The 18811-nt window shown below is 63.2% G+C and carries 19 protein-coding genes; 4 read left to right on the plus strand and 15 right to left on the minus strand.

The features are described from left to right. The first annotated feature begins 13 nt into the window (after positions 1-13). Positions 14-940: a LysR substrate-binding domain-containing protein gene (locus tag ACYVNQ_RS00200; protein WP_460900121.1), complete on the plus strand. Its 927-nt coding sequence runs from the start codon at positions 14-16 to the stop codon at positions 938-940. On the opposite strand, the gene ACYVNQ_RS00205 is transcribed toward ACYVNQ_RS00200, so the two are convergent. From ACYVNQ_RS00205 to ACYVNQ_RS00255, 11 genes are all read right to left on the minus strand, one after another. Further along, entirely contained in the window at positions 874-2637 is a 1764-nt protein-coding gene (locus tag ACYVNQ_RS00205; RefSeq protein WP_460900122.1) for an L-aspartate oxidase, read from the minus strand. The genes ACYVNQ_RS00200 and ACYVNQ_RS00205 overlap by 67 nt on opposite strands. 40 nt (positions 2638-2677) lie before the next feature. Next, positions 2678-3289 carry a fumarate hydratase C-terminal domain-containing protein gene (locus tag ACYVNQ_RS00210; protein WP_460900123.1) on the minus strand — a complete coding sequence of 204 codons (612 nt, stop codon included), beginning with the start codon at positions 3287-3289 and terminating at the stop codon, positions 2678-2680. A 63-nt stretch (positions 3290-3352) separates the two neighbouring features. Continuing rightward, positions 3353-4222: a fumarate hydratase gene (locus tag ACYVNQ_RS00215; RefSeq protein ID WP_460900125.1), complete on the minus strand. Its 870-nt coding sequence runs from the start codon at positions 4220-4222 to the stop codon at positions 3353-3355. Between the two features lie 88 nt (positions 4223-4310). After that, on the minus strand, positions 4311-4727 hold the full coding sequence (locus tag ACYVNQ_RS00220; protein ID WP_460900126.1) for a succinate dehydrogenase/fumarate reductase transmembrane subunit: 417 nt from the start codon (positions 4725-4727) through the stop codon (positions 4311-4313). After that, entirely contained in the window at positions 4724-5065 is a 342-nt protein-coding gene (locus ACYVNQ_RS00225; RefSeq protein ID WP_460900127.1) for a succinate dehydrogenase/fumarate reductase transmembrane subunit, read from the minus strand. The genes ACYVNQ_RS00220 and ACYVNQ_RS00225 overlap by 4 nt, the downstream gene beginning before the upstream one ends. Next, a complete protein-coding gene (locus ACYVNQ_RS00230; protein WP_460900128.1) occupies positions 5062-5796 on the minus strand; it encodes a succinate dehydrogenase/fumarate reductase iron-sulfur subunit in 735 nt (244 codons plus the stop codon). The genes ACYVNQ_RS00225 and ACYVNQ_RS00230 overlap by 4 nt, the downstream gene beginning before the upstream one ends. A gap of 115 nt (positions 5797-5911) precedes the next feature. Beyond that, entirely contained in the window at positions 5912-6859 is a 948-nt protein-coding gene (locus ACYVNQ_RS00235; protein ID WP_460900129.1) for a dimethyl sulfoxide reductase anchor subunit family protein, read from the minus strand. 15 nt (positions 6860-6874) lie between these two features. After that, on the minus strand, positions 6875-7615 hold the full coding sequence (locus ACYVNQ_RS00240) for a 4Fe-4S dicluster domain-containing protein (RefSeq protein WP_460900130.1): 741 nt from the start codon (positions 7613-7615) through the stop codon (positions 6875-6877). A gap of 14 nt (positions 7616-7629) precedes the next feature. Beyond that, positions 7630-10560 carry a molybdopterin oxidoreductase family protein gene (locus ACYVNQ_RS00245; RefSeq protein WP_460900131.1) on the minus strand — a complete coding sequence of 977 codons (2931 nt, stop codon included), beginning with the start codon at positions 10558-10560 and terminating at the stop codon, positions 7630-7632. Between the two features lie 178 nt (positions 10561-10738). Then, positions 10739-11854: a succinylglutamate desuccinylase/aspartoacylase family protein gene (locus ACYVNQ_RS00250; RefSeq protein ID WP_460900132.1), complete on the minus strand. Its 1116-nt coding sequence runs from the start codon at positions 11852-11854 to the stop codon at positions 10739-10741. Between the two features lie 96 nt (positions 11855-11950). After that, on the minus strand, positions 11951-12298 hold the full coding sequence (locus ACYVNQ_RS00255; protein WP_460900133.1) for a winged helix-turn-helix domain-containing protein: 348 nt from the start codon (positions 12296-12298) through the stop codon (positions 11951-11953). Between the two features lie 90 nt (positions 12299-12388). Here ACYVNQ_RS00255 and ACYVNQ_RS00260 point away from each other — a divergent pair, with 90 nt between their 5' ends. Then, entirely contained in the window at positions 12389-12964 is a 576-nt protein-coding gene (locus ACYVNQ_RS00260; protein ID WP_460900134.1) for a hypothetical protein, read from the plus strand. A gap of 32 nt (positions 12965-12996) precedes the next feature. Here ACYVNQ_RS00260 and ACYVNQ_RS00265 read toward each other — a convergent pair whose 3' ends face one another. Both ACYVNQ_RS00265 and ACYVNQ_RS00270 read right to left on the minus strand, forming a co-directional pair. Continuing rightward, complete coding sequence (locus ACYVNQ_RS00265) at positions 12997-13548, minus strand: hypothetical protein (RefSeq protein ID WP_460900135.1); 552 nt, start codon at positions 13546-13548, stop codon at positions 12997-12999. 184 nt (positions 13549-13732) lie between these two features. Next, positions 13733-14188 carry a RidA family protein gene (locus ACYVNQ_RS00270; RefSeq protein ID WP_460900136.1) on the minus strand — a complete coding sequence of 152 codons (456 nt, stop codon included), beginning with the start codon at positions 14186-14188 and terminating at the stop codon, positions 13733-13735. A 237-nt stretch (positions 14189-14425) separates the two neighbouring features. On the opposite strand from ACYVNQ_RS00270, the gene ACYVNQ_RS00275 reads away from it, so the two are divergent. Further along, positions 14426-15709, plus strand: coding sequence for a calcium-binding protein (locus ACYVNQ_RS00275; RefSeq protein ID WP_460900137.1), 1284 nt, complete (start codon positions 14426-14428; stop codon positions 15707-15709). 31 nt (positions 15710-15740) lie between these two features. Here the strand turns inward: ACYVNQ_RS00275 and ACYVNQ_RS00280 are convergent, their stop codons facing one another. After that, positions 15741-16211 (minus strand): Lrp/AsnC family transcriptional regulator, encoded by a 471-nt coding sequence (locus tag ACYVNQ_RS00280; RefSeq protein ID WP_460900138.1) that lies wholly within the window; start codon positions 16209-16211, stop codon positions 15741-15743. A 141-nt stretch (positions 16212-16352) separates the two neighbouring features. Between ACYVNQ_RS00280 and ACYVNQ_RS00285 the strand changes: the two genes are divergently transcribed. Further along, entirely contained in the window at positions 16353-17105 is a 753-nt protein-coding gene (locus ACYVNQ_RS00285) for a 3-oxoacyl-ACP reductase family protein (protein WP_460900139.1), read from the plus strand. A 137-nt stretch (positions 17106-17242) separates the two neighbouring features. Here the strand turns inward: ACYVNQ_RS00285 and ACYVNQ_RS00290 are convergent, their stop codons facing one another. Next, positions 17243-18547, minus strand: a complete 1305-nt coding sequence (locus tag ACYVNQ_RS00290; protein WP_460900140.1) for an MFS transporter — start codon at positions 18545-18547, stop codon at positions 17243-17245. Positions 18548-18811 lie beyond the last annotated feature (264 nt).

Genomic DNA, 18811 nt, shown 5'->3' on the forward strand with positions numbered 1-18811 from the left:
CGGAGTGTTCGCGATGAGTGCGATTCGCTATTTCGTCACGTTTCTGTCGGTGGCACGGCACGGCTCGTTCGCCGCCGCTGCCGAAGAAGTGTGTCTGACCCAGGCCGCAGTCAGCCAGCAGATGCGTTCGCTGGAACGCGATCTCGACATGGTGCTGTTCGAACGCACGCCGCGCTCGGTGTCGCTGAGCGAACAGGGCCGCACGATTCTGCCGCTCGCCGAGACGCTGGTCGCGAACTATCGCAAGATTCTCGCCGCTGGCGAGCGCGATGAAGTGGCCGGCGTGGTGCGCGTCGGTGCGCTGGTGTCGTCGTTGATGGGCGCGTTCGCCGATGCGATGCTCAATCTGAAGCGGCGCTATCCACGGCTCGAACTGAAGCTTTTCACCGGACTATCGAGCGATTTCGCTACACGTGTCGAAAGCGGCGAGCTCGATGCGGCAATCGTCACGCAATCGCCGGTGGGCTTTCCTGCGTCGCTCAAATGGACTGCGCTTTATAGCGAACCCATGGTGCTGATTTCGGCAGCCGAAGATCCGCACACCGATGTCGATACGTTGCTGCAGCAACCGTTCATTCGTTTCGACCGGCAAACATGGACCGGCGTGCTGATCGAAGATGCACTGCAAGGCCTCGATGCATCGGTGCGCGACATCATGGAATTGAACTCGATCGAAGCGATCTGCGAAATGGTGAAGCGCGGCTTCGGTGTTTCGGTGGTGCCGCGCCTTGCCAACGCGAACTGGAACCGCGAAGCGGGGCTGCGCGTTACCGAATTGCCTGAACGCATTGCGCCGCGCCGGGTCGGTTTGCTCGAACGCCGCGAGCATGGGCGGGCAGCGTTCACCGACGCGGTGAAGCGTCACTTCACCGGTCAGGCGGACGATCCGGCAACCGTCGATGCAACCGCTGGCGCAGGCGCATCGTCGAGCAGCGACTGACCGGGCCGCACCCGCGTGAATTGCACGCGGCGGCGGCTGGTTTCAAGCTGGCCGTCCTGCATGCGCAGGCACGTGTAATCCGACGTCTCCAGTTCGCCGGCTTCCGGAAAATCCTCACGGAAATGCGCGCCACGCGAGTTTTCGCGCAGCACCGCGGCCTCGGTGATCGCGCGGCTCACCAGCGTCAGATTCTGCAGATTCATCCAGTCGTGCCACGACAGATTGAAGCGCAAATCGCTCGCCTCCACGCCGACCCGCGCGAGCCGCGCCTCGATCTCGACGAGCGCGCTGCGGGCGCGCTGCAGGCCTTGCGCATCGCGCAAAATACCAACGTCGTTCCACATCAGCTCGTAGAGCGTGTCGCGAATCGCTTCGAGCTCGCTGCCGTCTGCCTTGCGCGTGAGCGGCGCGCGACAACGCTCGAGCGCGCGCTCGATCTGCAAGCGGTCCGGCTCTGCATGCTGCCCGTAGCGCGGCACCCACTGCGCGAGGGTCTCGCCGGCAATGCCGCCGAATACCGTCGAATTCGCGACGCCATTGCCGCCCAGCCGGTTCGCGCCGTGCACGCCGCCCGCATCCTCACCCGCGACGAACAGGCCCGGCAGCGTAGTCGAGCAATCCGCTTCGAATATCACACCGCCCATCATGTAATGCGCGGTCGGCACCACTTCGACCTGGCCGCCTGCCAGATCGAAGCCGCAATCGGCGCAGCGCTCGACCATGCCCTTGAAGCGCTGCCGTACCGAATCCGCGCCCAGATGATCCATGCGCAGATACACGCCGCCGTGCGGCGTCGCATTGCCGGCGCGCAGTTCGCGAAAAATGCTGCGCGATACGATATCGCGCGTCGCGCGTTCGCCGCGCGGGTCGTAGCGATGCATGAAGCGCTCGCCATCGCCGCCGAGCAGATAGCCGCCCGCACCGCGCAAGCCTTCTTCGAGCACGGTGCCGGTCATCCGCGTATGCGTGCCGGCCAGCAGGCCGGTTGGATGGAACTGCACCATCTCCATGTCGCGCAGTGTGAGCCCGGCGCGCAAGGCCATGGCCATGCCGTCGCAGCTCTTGTCGCCGCTCGGCGTGTGGTACTTGTACATCGTCGGGCCGCCGCCGGTGGCAAGCAGCACTGCCTTGGCACGCACGAACACGAACTCGCCGCTGCGCATGTCGATCATCAGCACGCCGGCAAGCGCGCCGCCTTCGCGCGTTTCGACGAACTCCACCGCGCGATGTTCTTCGAGCCGCCCGATGCCGCGCGCCCACACCTGTTCCGCCAGCCGGTTGATGATCTCGATGCCGGTCTGATCGCCCTTATGCACGGTGCGGTCGAAGGTCTGGCCGGCAAACGCCTTTTGCTTGAGCGTGCCATCCGGATTGCGGTCGAAAAAGCAGCCCAGCTCGTTTTCCAGTTCGTGGATGCGCTCGACCGCGCGCGTCACCAGCGTCCACGCGAGATCCTGGTTCGATAGCCACTTGCCGCCTTCGATCGTATCCATGAAATGCCGCTCGATCGAATCGCCCTGCGCGAGCGCGACGTTGTAGCCGCCCTGCACCATGCGCGTACAGCCGCATTTTCCTAATAGCCCCTTCACGGCAATCGTGATGCGCAACTGCGGCGCGGCTGCATGCGCATGCAGCGCGGCGAACAGGCCCGCGCCGCCGCTGCCGAGGATCAGGATGTCGGTATCGAACTGCTTCATCGTGGGTCGGCTCCGGAGGCGGTTTTTTAGCGCAGCGCGCTTACGGGCGGATGCCGAGCGATGCCAGCACCTTGTCGCGCTGCGCGTTCGTGTGTTGCTGCACGGCTGTGTAGACGCTGCCGCCGTGGCTATCCATCGCCACCAGCAGCGGGCCGAATTCGCCGATGCGAAAACGCCACAGCGACTCCGGATTCAGGTCGTCGAGGTCGACGTCTTCGATCTGCTCGATCCACGTCGTCTCGAGCGCCGCGGTGCCACCGACGATCGCCAGATACACGCCGCCGTGCGTGACGAACGCATCGCTCGAAGCCTGCGCGAGGCCGCCTTTACCGATCACGATGCGCACGCCGTATTGCGCCATCAACGGCTCGGTAAAGCGCTCCATGCGCATCGACGTGGTGGTGCCGATACAGACCGGCTCGTAACCGGCCGGATGCGCATCCGATGGCGGCACGCGCCGCACGTTCGGCGCCGTGTGAATCACTGCATGGCCATGCAGATCGAAGCGTGTGGTGCGACCGTGATCGAACATATGGATCTGCGTGGCATCGCGAATGCCGAACAACGTGCCGGTCAGCGTAACCATGTCGCCGATGCGCAACGCGCGGATCTGCGCTTCGGTCACCGGGGTTTGCAGCGTGTAGTGCGTCATGTGCGGGGTTCCTTAAGCGTGCCTGTGCATACCTGCGCGTGCTCGTACCTGCGCAGCTGCCGGTCAGTAACCGTACTCGACACCACCACGCGTGATCGTCGCGCGTGCGCGGCGCGCCGAATGGCATTGCATATTCACCGCGACCGGGTTCATCGTGATGTGCGTCGCCGCCAGTTCGACGTGCACCGCGAAGGCGGTCGCGTCGCCGCCCAGGCCTTGCGGGCCGACGCCAAGCTGATTGACCGCTGCGGACAGCTCTTCTTCCAGCGCCGCCGCATGTGCATCGTCGTTGCGTGTGCCGAGTGCGCGCGTCGCTGCGCGTTTGGCAAGCCACACGCACAGATCCGACGTGCCGCCCACGCCGACACCGACGATTGTCGGCGGACAGGTCTTGCCGCCCGCCTCCACCACGCAGTCGATCACGAAGCGCTTGATCGCCGCGACACCGTCAGCTGGCGTCGCCATCTTCAGAAACGAGTTGTTTTCGGAACCACTGCCTTTGGGGACCATTTCGATCACGAGCGTCTCGGCGTTCGAGTCGAAATCGATGTGAATCGCCGGCATCAGCGGGCCGCACGAGGTCTGCTCGTTTTGCCGCGTAAGCGGATGCACGACCGACGAACGCAGCGGATGCTCGCGCGTCGCGCGTTCGCAGCCGCGGCGGATCGCATGCTTCAGCGCGACGCCGTCGAGCGCGACGCCCGCGCCGATCGTCACGTTGTAGATTGGCAGGCCGGTGTCCTGGCACAGCAGGTTGTCGCCGCGCTCCGCAACTTCGATGTTGGTGCGCATCAGGCCGAGCACGCGGCGGGCGGTTTCATTGGATTCGGTATGCTCGAGCCGGGCAATGCCATCTTTCACATCGGGTGGCAATTGCTTTAGCGCGCGGATATACAACTGCTTCGCGACTTCTTCGATCTGCTGCATGTCCATTGAGTAGTCTCCTGCGCGCCTGTTTTTTAGCGCCTGTTTTTCTCGCGTTTTGTCATGGCGCGGTGGATGAGCGGCGCTACCGCGCGCGTCACAACGTCAACGACAACGCAAACGCGAGCCCCGCCACCAGCGCTCCGCCTGCGGTCAACGCAATCAGGTCTTTGCGCAAACCGCTCCACGGCCGGTACTCGATCAGCAAGATTCGCACGCCGCCGATCAGATGCGCGGCCAGCAGTGTAACGAGGCCCCATTCGGCAAAAACAAACGCCGGCCGCTGCGTGACTGAGAGAAACGAATCGAGTGCTGCAGCACCGTGTAGCGCGGTGCCGAGCGCCCAGAAATGCATCGGCAAAAAGATCGCCAATGCCAAACCGGACAGCCGGTGCACAAGAAACGCCCACCACGCCGGATGATTGCGCGCACGCGCATCGGCGCGCCGACCAGGCGTCTTGCGCGGCGCATCCGCGATAACGCTGGCATTGCGCGTGGCGTCGAGTTCGCTCATAGCGGCCCTCCGATCAGCGCATAGACCGCGCGCAAACCGGCCAGCGCAAGCATCAAGCCGATCAGCACGCTTACCGCGAACACACTGGCACCGCGCCAGCCAAGCCATTCCTCCGCGATACGCCGCAAGCCGACCGGCACGTGCGCAGCGGCAGCCAGCACGAACACCGCATAAAACAGGCCCCACGCCGCATTGCCGTGCAGCCGCCCGAGAATCGCGCCCGCACTCAAGCCACCATGCACGACGATGATCATCGTGACCAGATGCACGCTCACGCATAGCGCGAGCACCATCGCCGAAATGCGCTGCACGCGCCAACCGCTCAGCGCGGGCCTCATTCCTGCGCTCCTTGCGGCGCCTTGCCGTTCAGCCGTTTGAGCCCGGCGATACTCGCAGTCGGCGCAAGGGCCTTCGGGCAGCGCTCGGTGCACGAGCCGAGTGTATGGCACGAATGGCAGCCTGCATCGTTTGATACCGCGGCCACACGCGCCTGCTGCTGCGTATCGCGCACATCGTTGACGAGCGTCCACGCGCGATTGAGCGCAGCCGGCCCCAGATAATCCGGGTTCCACGCAACCACATCGCAACTCGCATAGCACACACCACAGCCGATACATTCGATACCTGCATCGACCGCCTTGCGCGCCGCGGACGCGGGGTCAACACGTGCCGCCGGCTCGTGGCGCGTATGCGCGCCCGCAAAATAGCCCTTGGCATCGCGCCATTTATCGAAGAAGCCGGACATATCGGCAGCGAGATCCTTGATCACCGGCAGATGATTCAGCGGTGCGATCTCGAGCACATCGCCGCCATGCCTGAGCACTTTGGTTACGTGCGTGCGGCAGGTCCAGCGCGCGCGGCCGTTGACCGTCATCGCGCACGAGCCGCACATGCCGACGCGGCATGCAAAGCGATACGACAAGGTCGCATCGAGATGCCGCTGGATATGAATGACGACGTCGAGAACCGTCTGGCTCTCCATGCGCGGCACGTGAAAGCGCTGGAATTCGCCTTCGTCCGCGCCTCGCCAGACGTCGACCTGCAAAGTTGTGGGGCTTGCCGTTGGCATCCTGACCCTTCAGGGTTCGCTTGATTGCGAAGCCAGTCTAAGATGCGCGCGCAACGATCGAAAGCCAAAGATTTTTGCGGCGAGCCAAACAAATTTTTTCGCTCGCCGCCGCCCCTCAAGCCTGCCGGTAATAGAGATTTTGCGGATGCCGCGCTTCGGCGAAGAAGAACCAGCGCTCGGCGACCAACCCCGCATACTGGATCGCGCACGCCGCGCATAGCAACCAGACCGATACCCCAAAAGATCCCACGCTGCCGCCCAGCGCAATCAGCACGAACGGCACCGCAAACGCAGCAATCAGAAAGGTCCACTTGATGCGTTGCAGCGTCTGCGGCGTTTTGCCGTGGAAGAACTCACGCAGATTGAATGCGCCCGCGGTAAAGCCGCGCGACGTCTGCGCGACCTTCGCGGCGCGAATACCGGTCGCGCTTTGCACCGTCGATTTCGGCCGCAAACGCGCATTGCGCCGCAACGAGACAAGCCGTGCCGCACACGCAGCCAGCGTCAGCACGCAGGCGCATACCGCGAGGCCCGGCAACAGCGACGGCGCAAACCACGCGGCGCTGGCGGTGGCCAGAGTACAGCCCGACGCACAACCGAGCAGCACGAAGTTGATCATGGTCAGCGGTGTCGCCCATTCTTGCAGAAAGCGCAGGCACGCATAGATCATCGACGTGCAGACAAACAGCGCCGCACTCGCCAGCACCGCGAGCGCGCCGACTGCAAGCGAATAAGCGAGGCCAAGTGCATGCACAACGCCGTACGCGAATGCGCATGCCAGAAACAGCGGCAACGCGAGGCACTCACGCGACAGCCATGAGGTGCGCCACATCGCGATTGCGCGCCACGCCCGCTCAGGGTGCCCCAGGTGAAAAAACGACGCGAACAGCCCGAGCGTACCGAGCACGACCGACAGCACCGCGCCCGCAATAAAGAACGCTTGCGGCGGCATCGCGATGAAGCCGAGCTGTGCCGCGCATTCGACGCCCACCAACGCAATCAGCAGGCCTTGCCCCGCACCGCTTAGCGTGGTCAGAAATACGACTGAAAATGCCGGATTCATGTTTTGAGTCTCCCCTTATACGCGCGTCGCCAGCGCTGCAAGATCGAGCTGGCTGTGTTCGAGTGGCATATCGTGAGCGCTATCGAGCGCGGCGTCAGCCTGCGACGATCCGCACGAGCACGCACCGCTGCCGCAGGCGGTGGTCGTCTGGCGCGGCAAATAGTGATTCGCGGGCCGCGTACCCCATTCGGGCATCAGCTGATAGCCGCCGCGCTCGCGGATCGCCTGCGACACCACCGAATCCGGATCGTGGATATCGCCGAACAGCCGCGCAGAAGTCGGACAGGCGAGTACGCAGGCCGGCTTGCGGTCGCGTTCCTCAAGCGCATCGTTGTTAATGCGGTCGACGCACAGCGTGCACTTGGTCATTTCCTTGCGCGTCTCGTCGAGTTCGCGCGCGCCGTACGGGCACGCCCACGCGCAATACTTGCAGCCGATACAGCGGTCGTAATCGACCAGCACCAAACCGTCTTCCTTGCGCTTGTAGCTGGCGCCGGTCGGACAGACCGGCACGCACGGCGGGTCTTCGCAGTGCAGACACGACTTCGGAAAGTGGATCGTATCGGCCAGCGGATACTCGCCGGCTTCGAAGGTCTGCACACGGTTGAAAAACGTACCGGACGGATCGGCGTCGTAAGGGCGCGCATCGGCCAGACTGCCTGCCTCACCCGACGTGTTCCACTCCTTGCAGCTCGTCACGCATGCGTGGCATCCCACGCAGACGTTCAGATCGATCACGAGCGCCATCTGGGTCATTGCATGCTCCCTTGTCAATCGCGTTTAACGGTGTTGCGCAGGCGCGCGGCGAATTCGCCGCGCCCCGCGAAATAGGTTTGCACGATGCGCCGGACCACCCCTACTGAACCGGGCATCGGCTGCATCGGCGCGAATTGCGGCAGCGTATGGTCCGCGTCCGCTTCGGCTGGATAGATACGCACGCGTACGTCGTACCACGCGGCCTGGCCGGTGATCGGATCCGAGTTCGACATGCGCGGCTGGCGCGATGCCATCGCATTCGTGGTGGGCAGTTCGTCGGTGATCAGGTGGTTCAGCAGGAAGCCGCGCTGCGATTCGTTGGCGTCCGGCCCGAGGTTCCATGCCCCCGCGGCCTTGCCGATCGCGTTCCACGTCCACACGGTGCCCGGCTCGACCGCTTCGCTGTAGCGCGCCATGCAGCGCACCTTGCCCCACTGCGATTCGACGTAGATCCAGCCGCCGTCCTCGATACCCTGTTCGCGCGCCATCAGCGGATTCATGAACAGATAGTTCTCGCCGTGAATCTGCCGCAGCCACGCGTTCTGCGAATCCCACGAGTGATACATCGCCATCGGCCGCTGCGTGACTGCGGCGAGTGGATAGCGCGCGAGATCCGTGCTGTCGCGTTCGAGCGGCTCATACCAGTACGGCAGCGGATCGAAGTAACGTGCCACACGTTCGCGCAAATGCTCGGGCGGCTGACGCCCGGTGGTCTTGCCCTGCGCGGCGAGGCGGAATTTCTGCATCACGTCCGAATACAGATGGATCACGATCGGCTCGCCGAATTTGCGGAAGCCCTTCTCGACCGCAAACTTCAGATACGGGCCGTTGGTGCCGCGCATGTACTGCATCGTCTCGGGCAACGTGTAGTGATACACGCAGTTGTTTTTCGCGTACTGGTCCCACTGGTTCGGGTTCGCTTCACCGACCAGCGCCTCGGTGCCATCCTTGCCGCGCCAGCCGATCAGAAAGCCCACGCCCGAACCCGGCGCGGTTTCGTGATTGACGATGAACTCCGGATAGCCACGATACTTGCGCGTGCCGTCCGGCTTCGTGAAGGCCGGAAATTTCAGGCGGCTCGCCAGTTCGATCAGCACTTCCTGAAACGGCTTGCATTCGCCGGTGGGCGGCACGACCGGCACGCGCACCGAATCGACCGGACCGTCGAATTCGGAAATCGGCCGGTCGAGCATCGACATCGCGTCGTGGCGTTCGAGGTACGTGGTGTCCGGCAAGATCAGATCCGCGAACGCGGTCATCTCCGACTGGAACGCGTCGCATACGACGATGAACGGGATCTTGTACTGCCCGTCCTCGCGTTTGTCCGCGAGCATCTTGCGAACCTCGACGGTGTTCATCGACGAATTCCACGCCATGTTGGCCATGAAGATCATCAGCGTATCGATCGGATACGGGTCGCCACGCCACGCGTTGGTGATCACGCTATGCATCAGGCCGTGCACGGCGAGCGGGTATTCCCACGAAAATGCCTTGTCGATGCGCACCGGTCCGCCGCTATCGTCGACGAACAGATCTTCCGGCGCCGCGGGCCAGCCGAGCGGTCCCGCCGAGAGCGGCGTGTTCGGCTTCACGTCGTTCGGATGGTTCGGCGGTTTCGCCGAAGGCGGCACCGCGCGCGGATACGGCGATTTGTGCCGGAAGCCGCCGGGCCGGTCGATCGTGCCGAGTAGCGACATCAGCACCGCCAGCGCGCGAATCGACTGGAAGCCGTTCGAATGCGCGGCGAGGCCGCGCATCGCGTGAAACGCGATCGGATTGCCGGTCACCGTTTCGTGCGTTTCGCCCCATGCGTCGGTCCATTGAATCGGCAGCGTGATCTTGTGATCGCGCGCGGTATCGGCCATTTCACGGGCGAGACGGCGAATCGTCGCGGCATCGATGCCGGTGATCTGCGCGGCCCATTCCGGCGTGCATTCGGCCGCGCGCTCGCGCAGCAACGCAAACGAAGGCGTGACCGGCGTGCCGTCCGCTAACGTGTATTGACCCGACAGCGCCGGCTTCACGCCACGCGTGTGATGCAATACGGCGCGCTGCGCTTCGGCATCCCACCACAGATGATTCTGCGGAAACAGCGGATTGCTTTCCGCCGCGTCCGGGTCGCGCACGAACAGACCGAACTCGTTGCTGCTGTCGTTCATGTTGAGCAGCTCAGCGGCATTCGTATAGCGCGTCACGAAGTCGTGATCGAAGCTGTCGGTTTCGAGCAGCTCATGAATCAGCGCCATGAACAGCGCGCCATCGGTGCCGGGACGAATCGGCACCCACTCATCGGCAATCGCTGCGTAGCCGGTGCGAATCGGGTTGATCGCGATAAAGCGTCCGCCCGCGCGCTTGAACTTCGAAATGGCAATCTTGAGCGGGTTCGAATGATGGTCTTCGGCGGTGCCGATCATCAGGAACAGCTTTGCGCGGTCGAGGTCCGGGCCGCCGAATTCCCAGAACGAGCCGCCGATCGTATAGATCATGCCGGCCGCCATATTCGACGAACAGAAGCCGCCGTGCGCCGCGTAATTGGGCGTGCCGAACTGCTTGGCAAACAGGCCTGTCAGCGCCTGCATCTGGTCGCGGCCGGTGAACAGCGCGAACTGCTTCGGGTCGGTCGCGCGCAAATGTGCGAGACGTTTTTCGAGCATGTCGAACGCGACGTCCCACGACACCGGTTCGAACTGCGCGGTGCCGCGTTCCGCATTCGCCTTGCGCAGCAGCGGCTGCGTCAGACGCGCGGGCGAATACTGCTTCATGATGCCGGACGAGCCCTTCGCGCAGATCACCCCCTGGTTAAGCGGGTGCTCGGGGTTGCCGTCGATGTAGCGCACCTCTCCATCGCGCAGGTGCACGCGAATGCCGCAACGGCAAGCGCACATGTAGCACGTGGTGGTTTTGACTTCGAGCTTCTCGTTCTGGGTACGGGCGTGATGTTCCATTGCTCCTGCCTCATTGACGTCGGCGAACGTCGTCCCAGATAGCGGGCGACCTTCGCTTTATCGTAGAGGCGATATAAGCAAATGAAAAATCGTTATTTCGAATCGGTTCTATCCACAAGCCCGATACTTTTCATTTGGGTAACGCTGCGCCGCGCAAACCGATGCATCCGCAACCGCCTCATGCACTGAGCAAAGGCCCGCTGCGTACCGGTTGCGTGCCGGTCACGCGGCCCAGCGCCGCGCCGGCCGTGACGAAGCGCACCGCGCGCCGCATATAGAACACGCCATCGGATTTGCTAACAATGGTGGTGGTCTGGTCGGTCAGCGGATCGACGATATCGAATAGCGGATCGCCGGTGCGCACGCGTGCACCCACTTGCGCGCGATGCACGAGAATGCCGCTCGCCGGCGCATACAGTTGTTCGCTGCCGGCCAGCGGCGTGGCAGGCATCGGCAGTTCGGGCAGCGCACGCGCGGTGCCGCGAATCGACTGGCGCAAGGTCAGGTAGTCGATCACTGCATCGGCATCCTGTTGCGCAATTTCATACGACACGTCGCGTTGGCCGCGGCACTCGACCGTCACCGAGAAGGTACCGGCGGCAAGCGGTCGGTTTGCCGGCAGCGCCTGCTGTAGTTGCCACCACAACAAGCTATGCGCTTCGTCGAACGACTGGCCGCCGGAGTCGGTCGCCAGCAGCGAAGCTTCGGCGCCGAGATAGCACGCGAGCGGCTCGAACTCGGGCCAGCCGGCTTCGCTCGTGTACAGATGCATCGCTGCTTCCTGCGAGCAATGCAGATCGACGACGATGTCGGCATCGTATGACAGCTTCAGCAGTTCGAGTTGCAGCGAATCGAATTCAGTAAGCGGCGTATGCCGGTCGAGTTCGTTGCGAATCAGTTGCCGCACGATACGGCGATTTTCGAGCGGGTCGGCGCCGAGCGCGTCTTTCGCATGGTCGACCAGCGACGCGAGCGGCAGAAAATGGCGATTGAAGTTCTTGCCGCTGTTCAGTTCGAAGCGCCCGACGAACTGTCCGAGCACAGATTGCGCAAGCCCGATCGGATTGGCGGCAGGCACCAGCACGATGCGCGCGGCCAGCGCGTGGTTCGCTTCCAGCTCCAGCAGGCGGCGTTTGAGCAACACCGCGGCGAGCATCGCCGGCGTCTCGTCTGCATGCAGCGACGCCTGAATGAAAATTTTCTGCTCGCTATCCGCAGGACCGAAATGAAAGGCCACCAGTTCGCGGTGCGTGCCGATCGCGGGAGAAACGAGCGGAATCGATTGTGTATTCATGGGAAGGCGCCCAAAGCCGGGAGATTCGGCGTCATGCTACGGCGCTTTGGCGCTTTCGTCACGAGCCTGTGCAGGCGCCTTTACCAACGCACCACACTATTCTTTCGACACCGCGCGCATCAGGCATTCAGAAAGTTTGTCGAAGTGCCGTAATGCAGCTTGGGTCAGTTCGATCTGCTTGCGCCGCGTGTCTTCGGTATCGCTCAACATGATCCAGCCTTTGTCGCGCATCGACTTGAGCCGCGCATGCAGGGTAGCCGGCGAGCCGAGCTCGCTTTTGCCCATCATGTCGCGCACCGAGAGCCGTTCTTTTTTCTGGCCGGCGCGCGCCACGAGTTCGAGGATGCGTTCTTCGAGCGGATCGAGCGACGGCAGCGAAGGCAGGCCGCGCAAAGCTTCGGCCAGTTGCAGGAAACGCAGGTAGATGTCGGCGGGACGCGTCATTGCAGAAGGGTCGGGTGGCGCGCGGGCTGCGTCAGGGGATGAGCGATCATCGCGGTGGTAGGTCTACGCAAGAAACGGGATTTTACGCTGGTGTCCAGGTTAGGTATGCGCGTTGGGTCGGCAATCGGCACCGCGGTCGTGTTCGTCATTGCACTCTGGACGAACGAGCATCTGTTCAGTCACTCGCAGTTCGCACGCGGTGTGAACTGGATTTATCTGCCCGCAGGCGTTCGCCTGCTCGCTACGCTGCTGCTCGGTGCCGACGGCGCGCTCGGCTTGCTACTGGCAAGCTGGCTCGTCGACTGCTGCTACTTCTTTCCACACGATCTGCTGCGGGCTTTTACCGGCGGCATTCTATCCACCGCCGCGCCGTATGCGGTCTATCGTCTTGCTCGCGAGCGTTACGGCCTCGAAGCATCGCTCAGGAATCTCACTGCCAAACGTTTGCTCGCGCTTGCGCTGGCTTATGCGTTTGCCAATGCGTTGCTGCATTACCTGTGGTTTGCGCTGCGCGGCGGTATGCATCACCTCACCCTGCGCTTCGTTGCGATACTGGTCGGCGACCTGTCGGGCACGCTGCTGGTGCTTTACGCATTGAAGATCGCGCTGGCACTGCTTGGGCTACTGGGGCTGACTGCGCGCCGCACCCGCGGCGCGCCCGACTGAAACCGGAGCGTACCGCGCGTGCCGTGGCTGTACTACGGCCGCTGCTCTTCGAGTGCCTGCAGGCGCTCGACGAAACGCGGCCAATCGACTGCGAGCAACGGTATTGTGAGGTCGCCACGCGACCGGTATGTGAAAAAACGCATCCACCCGTCGAGAAACACCGCGCCGCCCGGCGACACGAGGCAAGGCGGCCGTGGCGCGTCCGGGTAACGTGGCGCGGATATCTGCGCGGCGAGTTCGTCGAGTTGCGCGGTCAGGTCCGCGGCCTGCGTCGCAGCGCCGTCAGCCTGCTCGCCGAGATAGTGCCGCACCACCGCTTCGACGCTATGCGTAGGCAGTTCCACGTACGACGCGCCGATGTCATTGAGCAGCGGAGCGATCGTTTCGTAATCGCGCGGCTCGCCGATCACGCGCCTGAACGCGGCCAGCTTCACGGCGAACGGCAACGCACCGAAGCACGTGCTGCCTTGTGCGAGTGCCTGCTGAAAGAGCGGATAGCATGCGAGCCAGTCAGATGGAACGCGACTGTCCGTATGGTTGGAGTCCAGCTTTCGATAGGGGACAGCGCGTTCCGGCCGAGTCATCTCTCTCAGGTTCATCGGTATAAAAATTATAACAATATTGAGATAGAGCGCAACGGAATCTGAGCGGGCCATGGCCCGTACTTCCCGTTACAGAAACCAGAGCGGTCTGGTTGCCCGTATCCATGCCTTACAAAGCATTAACGGTAAGCAGCGCAAGAACTTGAGCGCGCCGCCCTGCAATTAATTAGAGCTTGAGTTCAAAGATGCTGTCGATCTCGACCGGAATGCCCATCGGCAGCGTATGCACACCCAGCGCGCTGCGCGCCGGCAGCTTGTCGCGGCCGAACAGTTCGAGCAGCAGGTCGCTGGCGCCGTTGGCCACTTGCGGATGCTGCGTAAATGACGCTGCGGCGCGCACGTAGACCGTCAGCCGGCTGCAGCGGTCGATCCGCTCAAGACCGTACGCATCGTCGACGCAGGAGAGAATCATCAGCATCGTCAGCTGCGCGGCGCGCTGCGCCGCTTCGAGCGTCAGGTCGGCGCCGACCACGCCGACGATCGGCTTGCCGTGTTCGAACGGGCCGAGACCCGACACATACAACTGATTGCCCGAAACCGATACCGTCCGGTAAGAGCCGAGCGGCTGGATCGGCGGCGGCAGTTCGAGTCCGAGTTGCGCGAGGCGGGCTTTCAGGGTCATCGTCGGGCTCCAGGATGTTGGACAGCCATGCCGCACCGTGTGGGCGTATATCGGCAGGAACACCGGCTGGGGGTGCTTTATTCCATCGCTCGAAAAAAATTTTGCGATTGGACGTGGCGACCTGTGCGGCAGCGTGCCTTGGCGCGCATAGACCGTCGAATGTAGATGTAAGAATCCAAGGGTTTCCACGGGGCCGCGCGCGTGCGTGGCCGGCAACATTTACCAGGGACCCGTGTGATGAAAAAACTTGCGATCGCACTCTGCCTGAGCGCGGCCTGTGCGGGTGCGCTGGCCGCTGAATCCGCTACGTCCGGCGGCGTCGACGCGCTCGGCACCGACAAATTCATCGACACGATCGGCATCAACATCCACGTGAACTACACGGACGGCGCCTACGCGGACGTCGGCAAGGTCGGCGAGCGCCTGCAATGGCTCGGCGTGAAGCACGTGCGCGACAACACGCCGGGCACGTCCGCGCCGCTGTCGGCATACATCCATCTTGCGAAACTCGGCATGCGCTACACGTTCATCACCGACGGCGATTTCAAGCGTTCGCTCGAGTTGTTCAGGCAGATCGACGCGGCCGCGCCGGGCAGCATCGCGGCGATCGAAGGGTACAACGAGATCAACAACTGGCCAGTCACCTATGCGGGCTTGAGCGGCCAGCAAGCGGGTTTTGCCGGGCAAAGCGCGTTGTACCAGCTGGTGCGCAGCAAACCCTGGCTCACGAACGTGCCGGTCTACGACCTCACCGGCTTCGATCCAAAAATCGTCAACTCGCGCACCGGCTCGGCAGACTTCGCGAACAACCACGCGTATCCGCAAAACGGCCAGCAGCCGAACTACGACAAGTGGGGCAGCGTGTGGATCGACTGGGCATTCGGCGACCTGCGCAAATTCAAGCTGCCGATGGTGATGACCGAGTTCGGTTATTTCACGGTGCCGCAAAGCGGCTGGAACGTGATCGGTGTCGACGAGGCGACGCAGGCCAAAGGCACGCTGAACGGTGTGCTCGATGCGGTCAATACCGGTATTTCGCGCACCTATATCTACGAACTGCTCGACGAGAAGCCGGACCCGAAGCATCTCGATGCGGGCATGCATTATGGGCTGTTCAGTAACGACTACAGCCCGAAGAAGGCGGCCGTCGCGTTGCGCAACTTCATCGCGATTCTCAAGGCCGGCGACGCGCAAAAGGTGAATGCGTCCGCGCAAGGCCGGATGGCTTTTACGCTTACCGACTGGCCGGTATCCGCGCACCGGCTGCTGATGCAAAAGCCCGATGGACGCTTCGTGCTGGTGCTATGGAACGAAGTGCCGTTCTGGGACCGCGAGAAGGGCAAGCCGATCGATTCGCCGCCGATTCGCGTGCCACTCGATTTCGGCAAGACCGCAAGCCTCGTCTCTGTGTACGATCCGCTTGGCGGTACCGCGCCGACCGACACGCATCGCAACGTGTCGCAAACGACGATCGATGTGCCCGATCATCCGGTGCTGGTCGAAGTGACGTTTCCCAATTAGGTCGAGCTTGCCGTTGCGTACCGAATCGCGCTCAGGCGTCGCCCGGCCGCACCGGCAGTTCGGTCTTGTACTGCACGCGCCGCAGCGTGATCGACGTGCTGACGTCGCGCACGCCGTCGATGGTCGCGAGGCGCGTCATCACGAAACGCTCGATGCCAGGAATGTCGCTGGCAACGACGCGCACCATATAGTCGAACGCGCCCGTCATCAGGTAGCACTCCATCACCTCTTCGCAGCCGAGAATCGCGCGCTCGAAACCGGCCAGCTTGTCCGCCGATTTTTCGATGGCGACCGACACATAGGCGGTGATCGGCAAGCCGACCTTTTCCTGGTCGAGTAGCGTCACGTAGTGCTTGATGACGCCGCCCTCTTCCATCAGCCGGATACGGCGATATAGCGGCGACGGAGAAATCGACAACGTCTCCGCCAGTTCGGACGCTTTGACATGCGCATCGCGCTGCAGCGCATGCAGGATATTTACATCGGTTTTGTCCAGTTTCATTAGCTGTTTTTCCTGTCGGTGCGCCCGAAAACCTCTTTTCTTGCCACAACGCGCGGAATTCCGCGGCCAGTTTGGCACAAGTCGAAAAGCCCGGTTCGCTAGAATTTTCTGGGCACTCAATAGAATCGGAAAGGGATTTCAATGGCTTCATCGAACGGCAAACTCGCAGGCAAGGTCGCGCTCGTCACCGGCGGCTCGCGCGGCATCGGCGCGGCCATCGCGCAGCGTTTCGCGCGCGATGGCGCGGCAGTGGCCATCACTTACGCGGCGTCCGCGGACGATGCCCGGCAAGTCGTCGCGGCGATCCACGACAGCGGCGGCAAGGCGCTCGCCATTCATGCCGACAGCGGCGACGCGCATGCGCTGCAACACGCCGTGCGCACCACCGCCGCGGAATTCGGCGGCCTCGACATTCTCGTCAACAACGCGGCTATGTTTCGTACCGGCACGATCGACGAATTTTCGCTCGACGACCTCGACCGGATGTTGGCCATCAATGTCAAAGGTCCGTTCGTCGCGATTCAGGAAGCGCTGCGTTTCATGCCGAAAGGCGGCAGGATCATCAACATCGGCAGCGTCAGCAGCGACTACATGCCGATTCCCGGCGTGTCGGTCTATGCGGCGACCAAGGGCGCGATTACCAGCATGACGCGTGCGTTGGCACGCGACCTCGGCAGCGCCGGCATCACGATCAACAACGTGCAGCCGGGCCGCATCGATACCGCGATGAATCCGGCCGACGGGCCGATCGCAGACCGCGTGCGCGGCTCGATCGCGCTCGGCCATTACGGCGAGCCTGAAGACATCGCCAATATGACGGCGTGGCTCGCAAGCGCTGAGGGTGGGTTCGTCACCGGCACGAGTATCAAGGTGGATGGCGGCACTAGCGCTTGATACTTTGGCTCGGCACAAACCGCAAACGCACAAGCTCACCAGCACGCAAGCGCCGCAGCGAACCCGCGACGGCGCCACCCCCGCGTGATGTGCAGGCGCCGCGACGGCGGCGGCTCACCCCACCCTCGCGCTTTGCCTCAGCCAGCCACCGGTCGCGCGCGGCGCAACGCAAACCCGGCCAGCGCGCCGACGATGCACAGCGCGCCCACATACAGCACCGGCGCATCCGGATGCGACTTCAGCATCAGCGACACGAACACCGGCGTCAGTCCACCGAACACCGCATACGCGACGTTGTATGAGAACGAGATGCCGGAGAAGCGCACGACCGGCGGAAACGCGTTGACCATCGCCACCGGAATCGCCGCGACCGCGCCGACGAAAAAGCCGGTCACCGCATAAAGCGGCAGCAGCGCCGACGGATCGACCGCCAGTTCCCTGAACATCCAGAAGTACGATGCGCCGAGCAGCAGGCAGCCGAAGAAAATCGTGCGCCCGGTGCCGATGCGCCCCGCAATCGAGCCCGCGACGATGCAGCCGATCGTCAGGCACAGCGTAGCAATCGAGTTGGCCTGCAACGCGGTCGCGGCATCGATGTGAAAGCGCTTCTGGATCAGCGTCGGCGTCATCAGCACGACCACCACGATGGCCGCGGTCAGCGTCCACGTGAGCACCATCGAAGCCAGCACTGCGCCGCGATGATCGCGCAGCACGGTTTTCAACGGCAGTTCAGCGGCGAGCGACTTGTGTTGCTTCATCGCGATAAACACCGGCGTTTCCTGCAGCCAGCGGCGCAGAAACGCCGACAGCAGCCCGAACAGCCCACCGATCACGAACGGCAGACGCCATGCGTAAGCGGTAATCTCGACCGGCGTGTAGTGGCGATTGACCGCCGACGCGATCAGCGAGCCGAGCAGAATCCCGGCGGTGAGGCCACCGGTCAGCACGCCGCAGGCGTAGCCGACGTAGCGCTGCGGCACGTGCTCGGACACGAACACCCACGCGCCCGGCACCTCGCCGCCGACTGCCGCGCCTTGCAGCACGCGACACAACAGCAGCAGCACCGGCGCGGCCACGCCGATGCTGGCGTAGGTCGGCAGCAGGCCCATCAGCAGCGTGGGCAGCGACATCAGCAGCACGCTCAGCATGAACATCCGCTTGCGGCCGATCATGTCGCCGAAGTGCGCCATGATCACGCCGCCGAGCGGCCGCGCGAGATAGCCCGCTGCGAAAATGCCGAAAGTCTGCACGAGGCGCAGCCAGTCGGGAATCGATTGTGGAAAAAACAATTGACCGATCGCGGTCGCAAAGAACACGTAGATTACGAAGTCGTAAAACTCGAGCGCGCCGCCGAGTGCGGCGAGAATCAGTGTGCGGTGATCGCGGCCCACCAGCGGGCGTGGCGCGGCGAAAGCAAGGTCAGGCGAATTGGAAGAATTCATCGTCGGTAGTCAGGGTTGCTGAGCAGCGCGGCGGGCCTGCGGCAACGGGCGGTTGCAGATTCGGATACACCAACGCCGGCAGCGGTCGGCTGACGGCCTATGGGTAGTAACACCTGAATGAATCCCGCTATTCCATGACACGCAAAGCTTGTCTGGATGGTGCGCGCACGTAGCGGCAAACGCTCACGGCCGTGTGCACGGCGAACGCATCATGTGCGCCATGCTTGTGCCACAAACACTGTGGGCCCGTCCGGCAAACGCCGG

Source organism: Paraburkholderia jirisanensis (genome assembly GCF_054782355.1).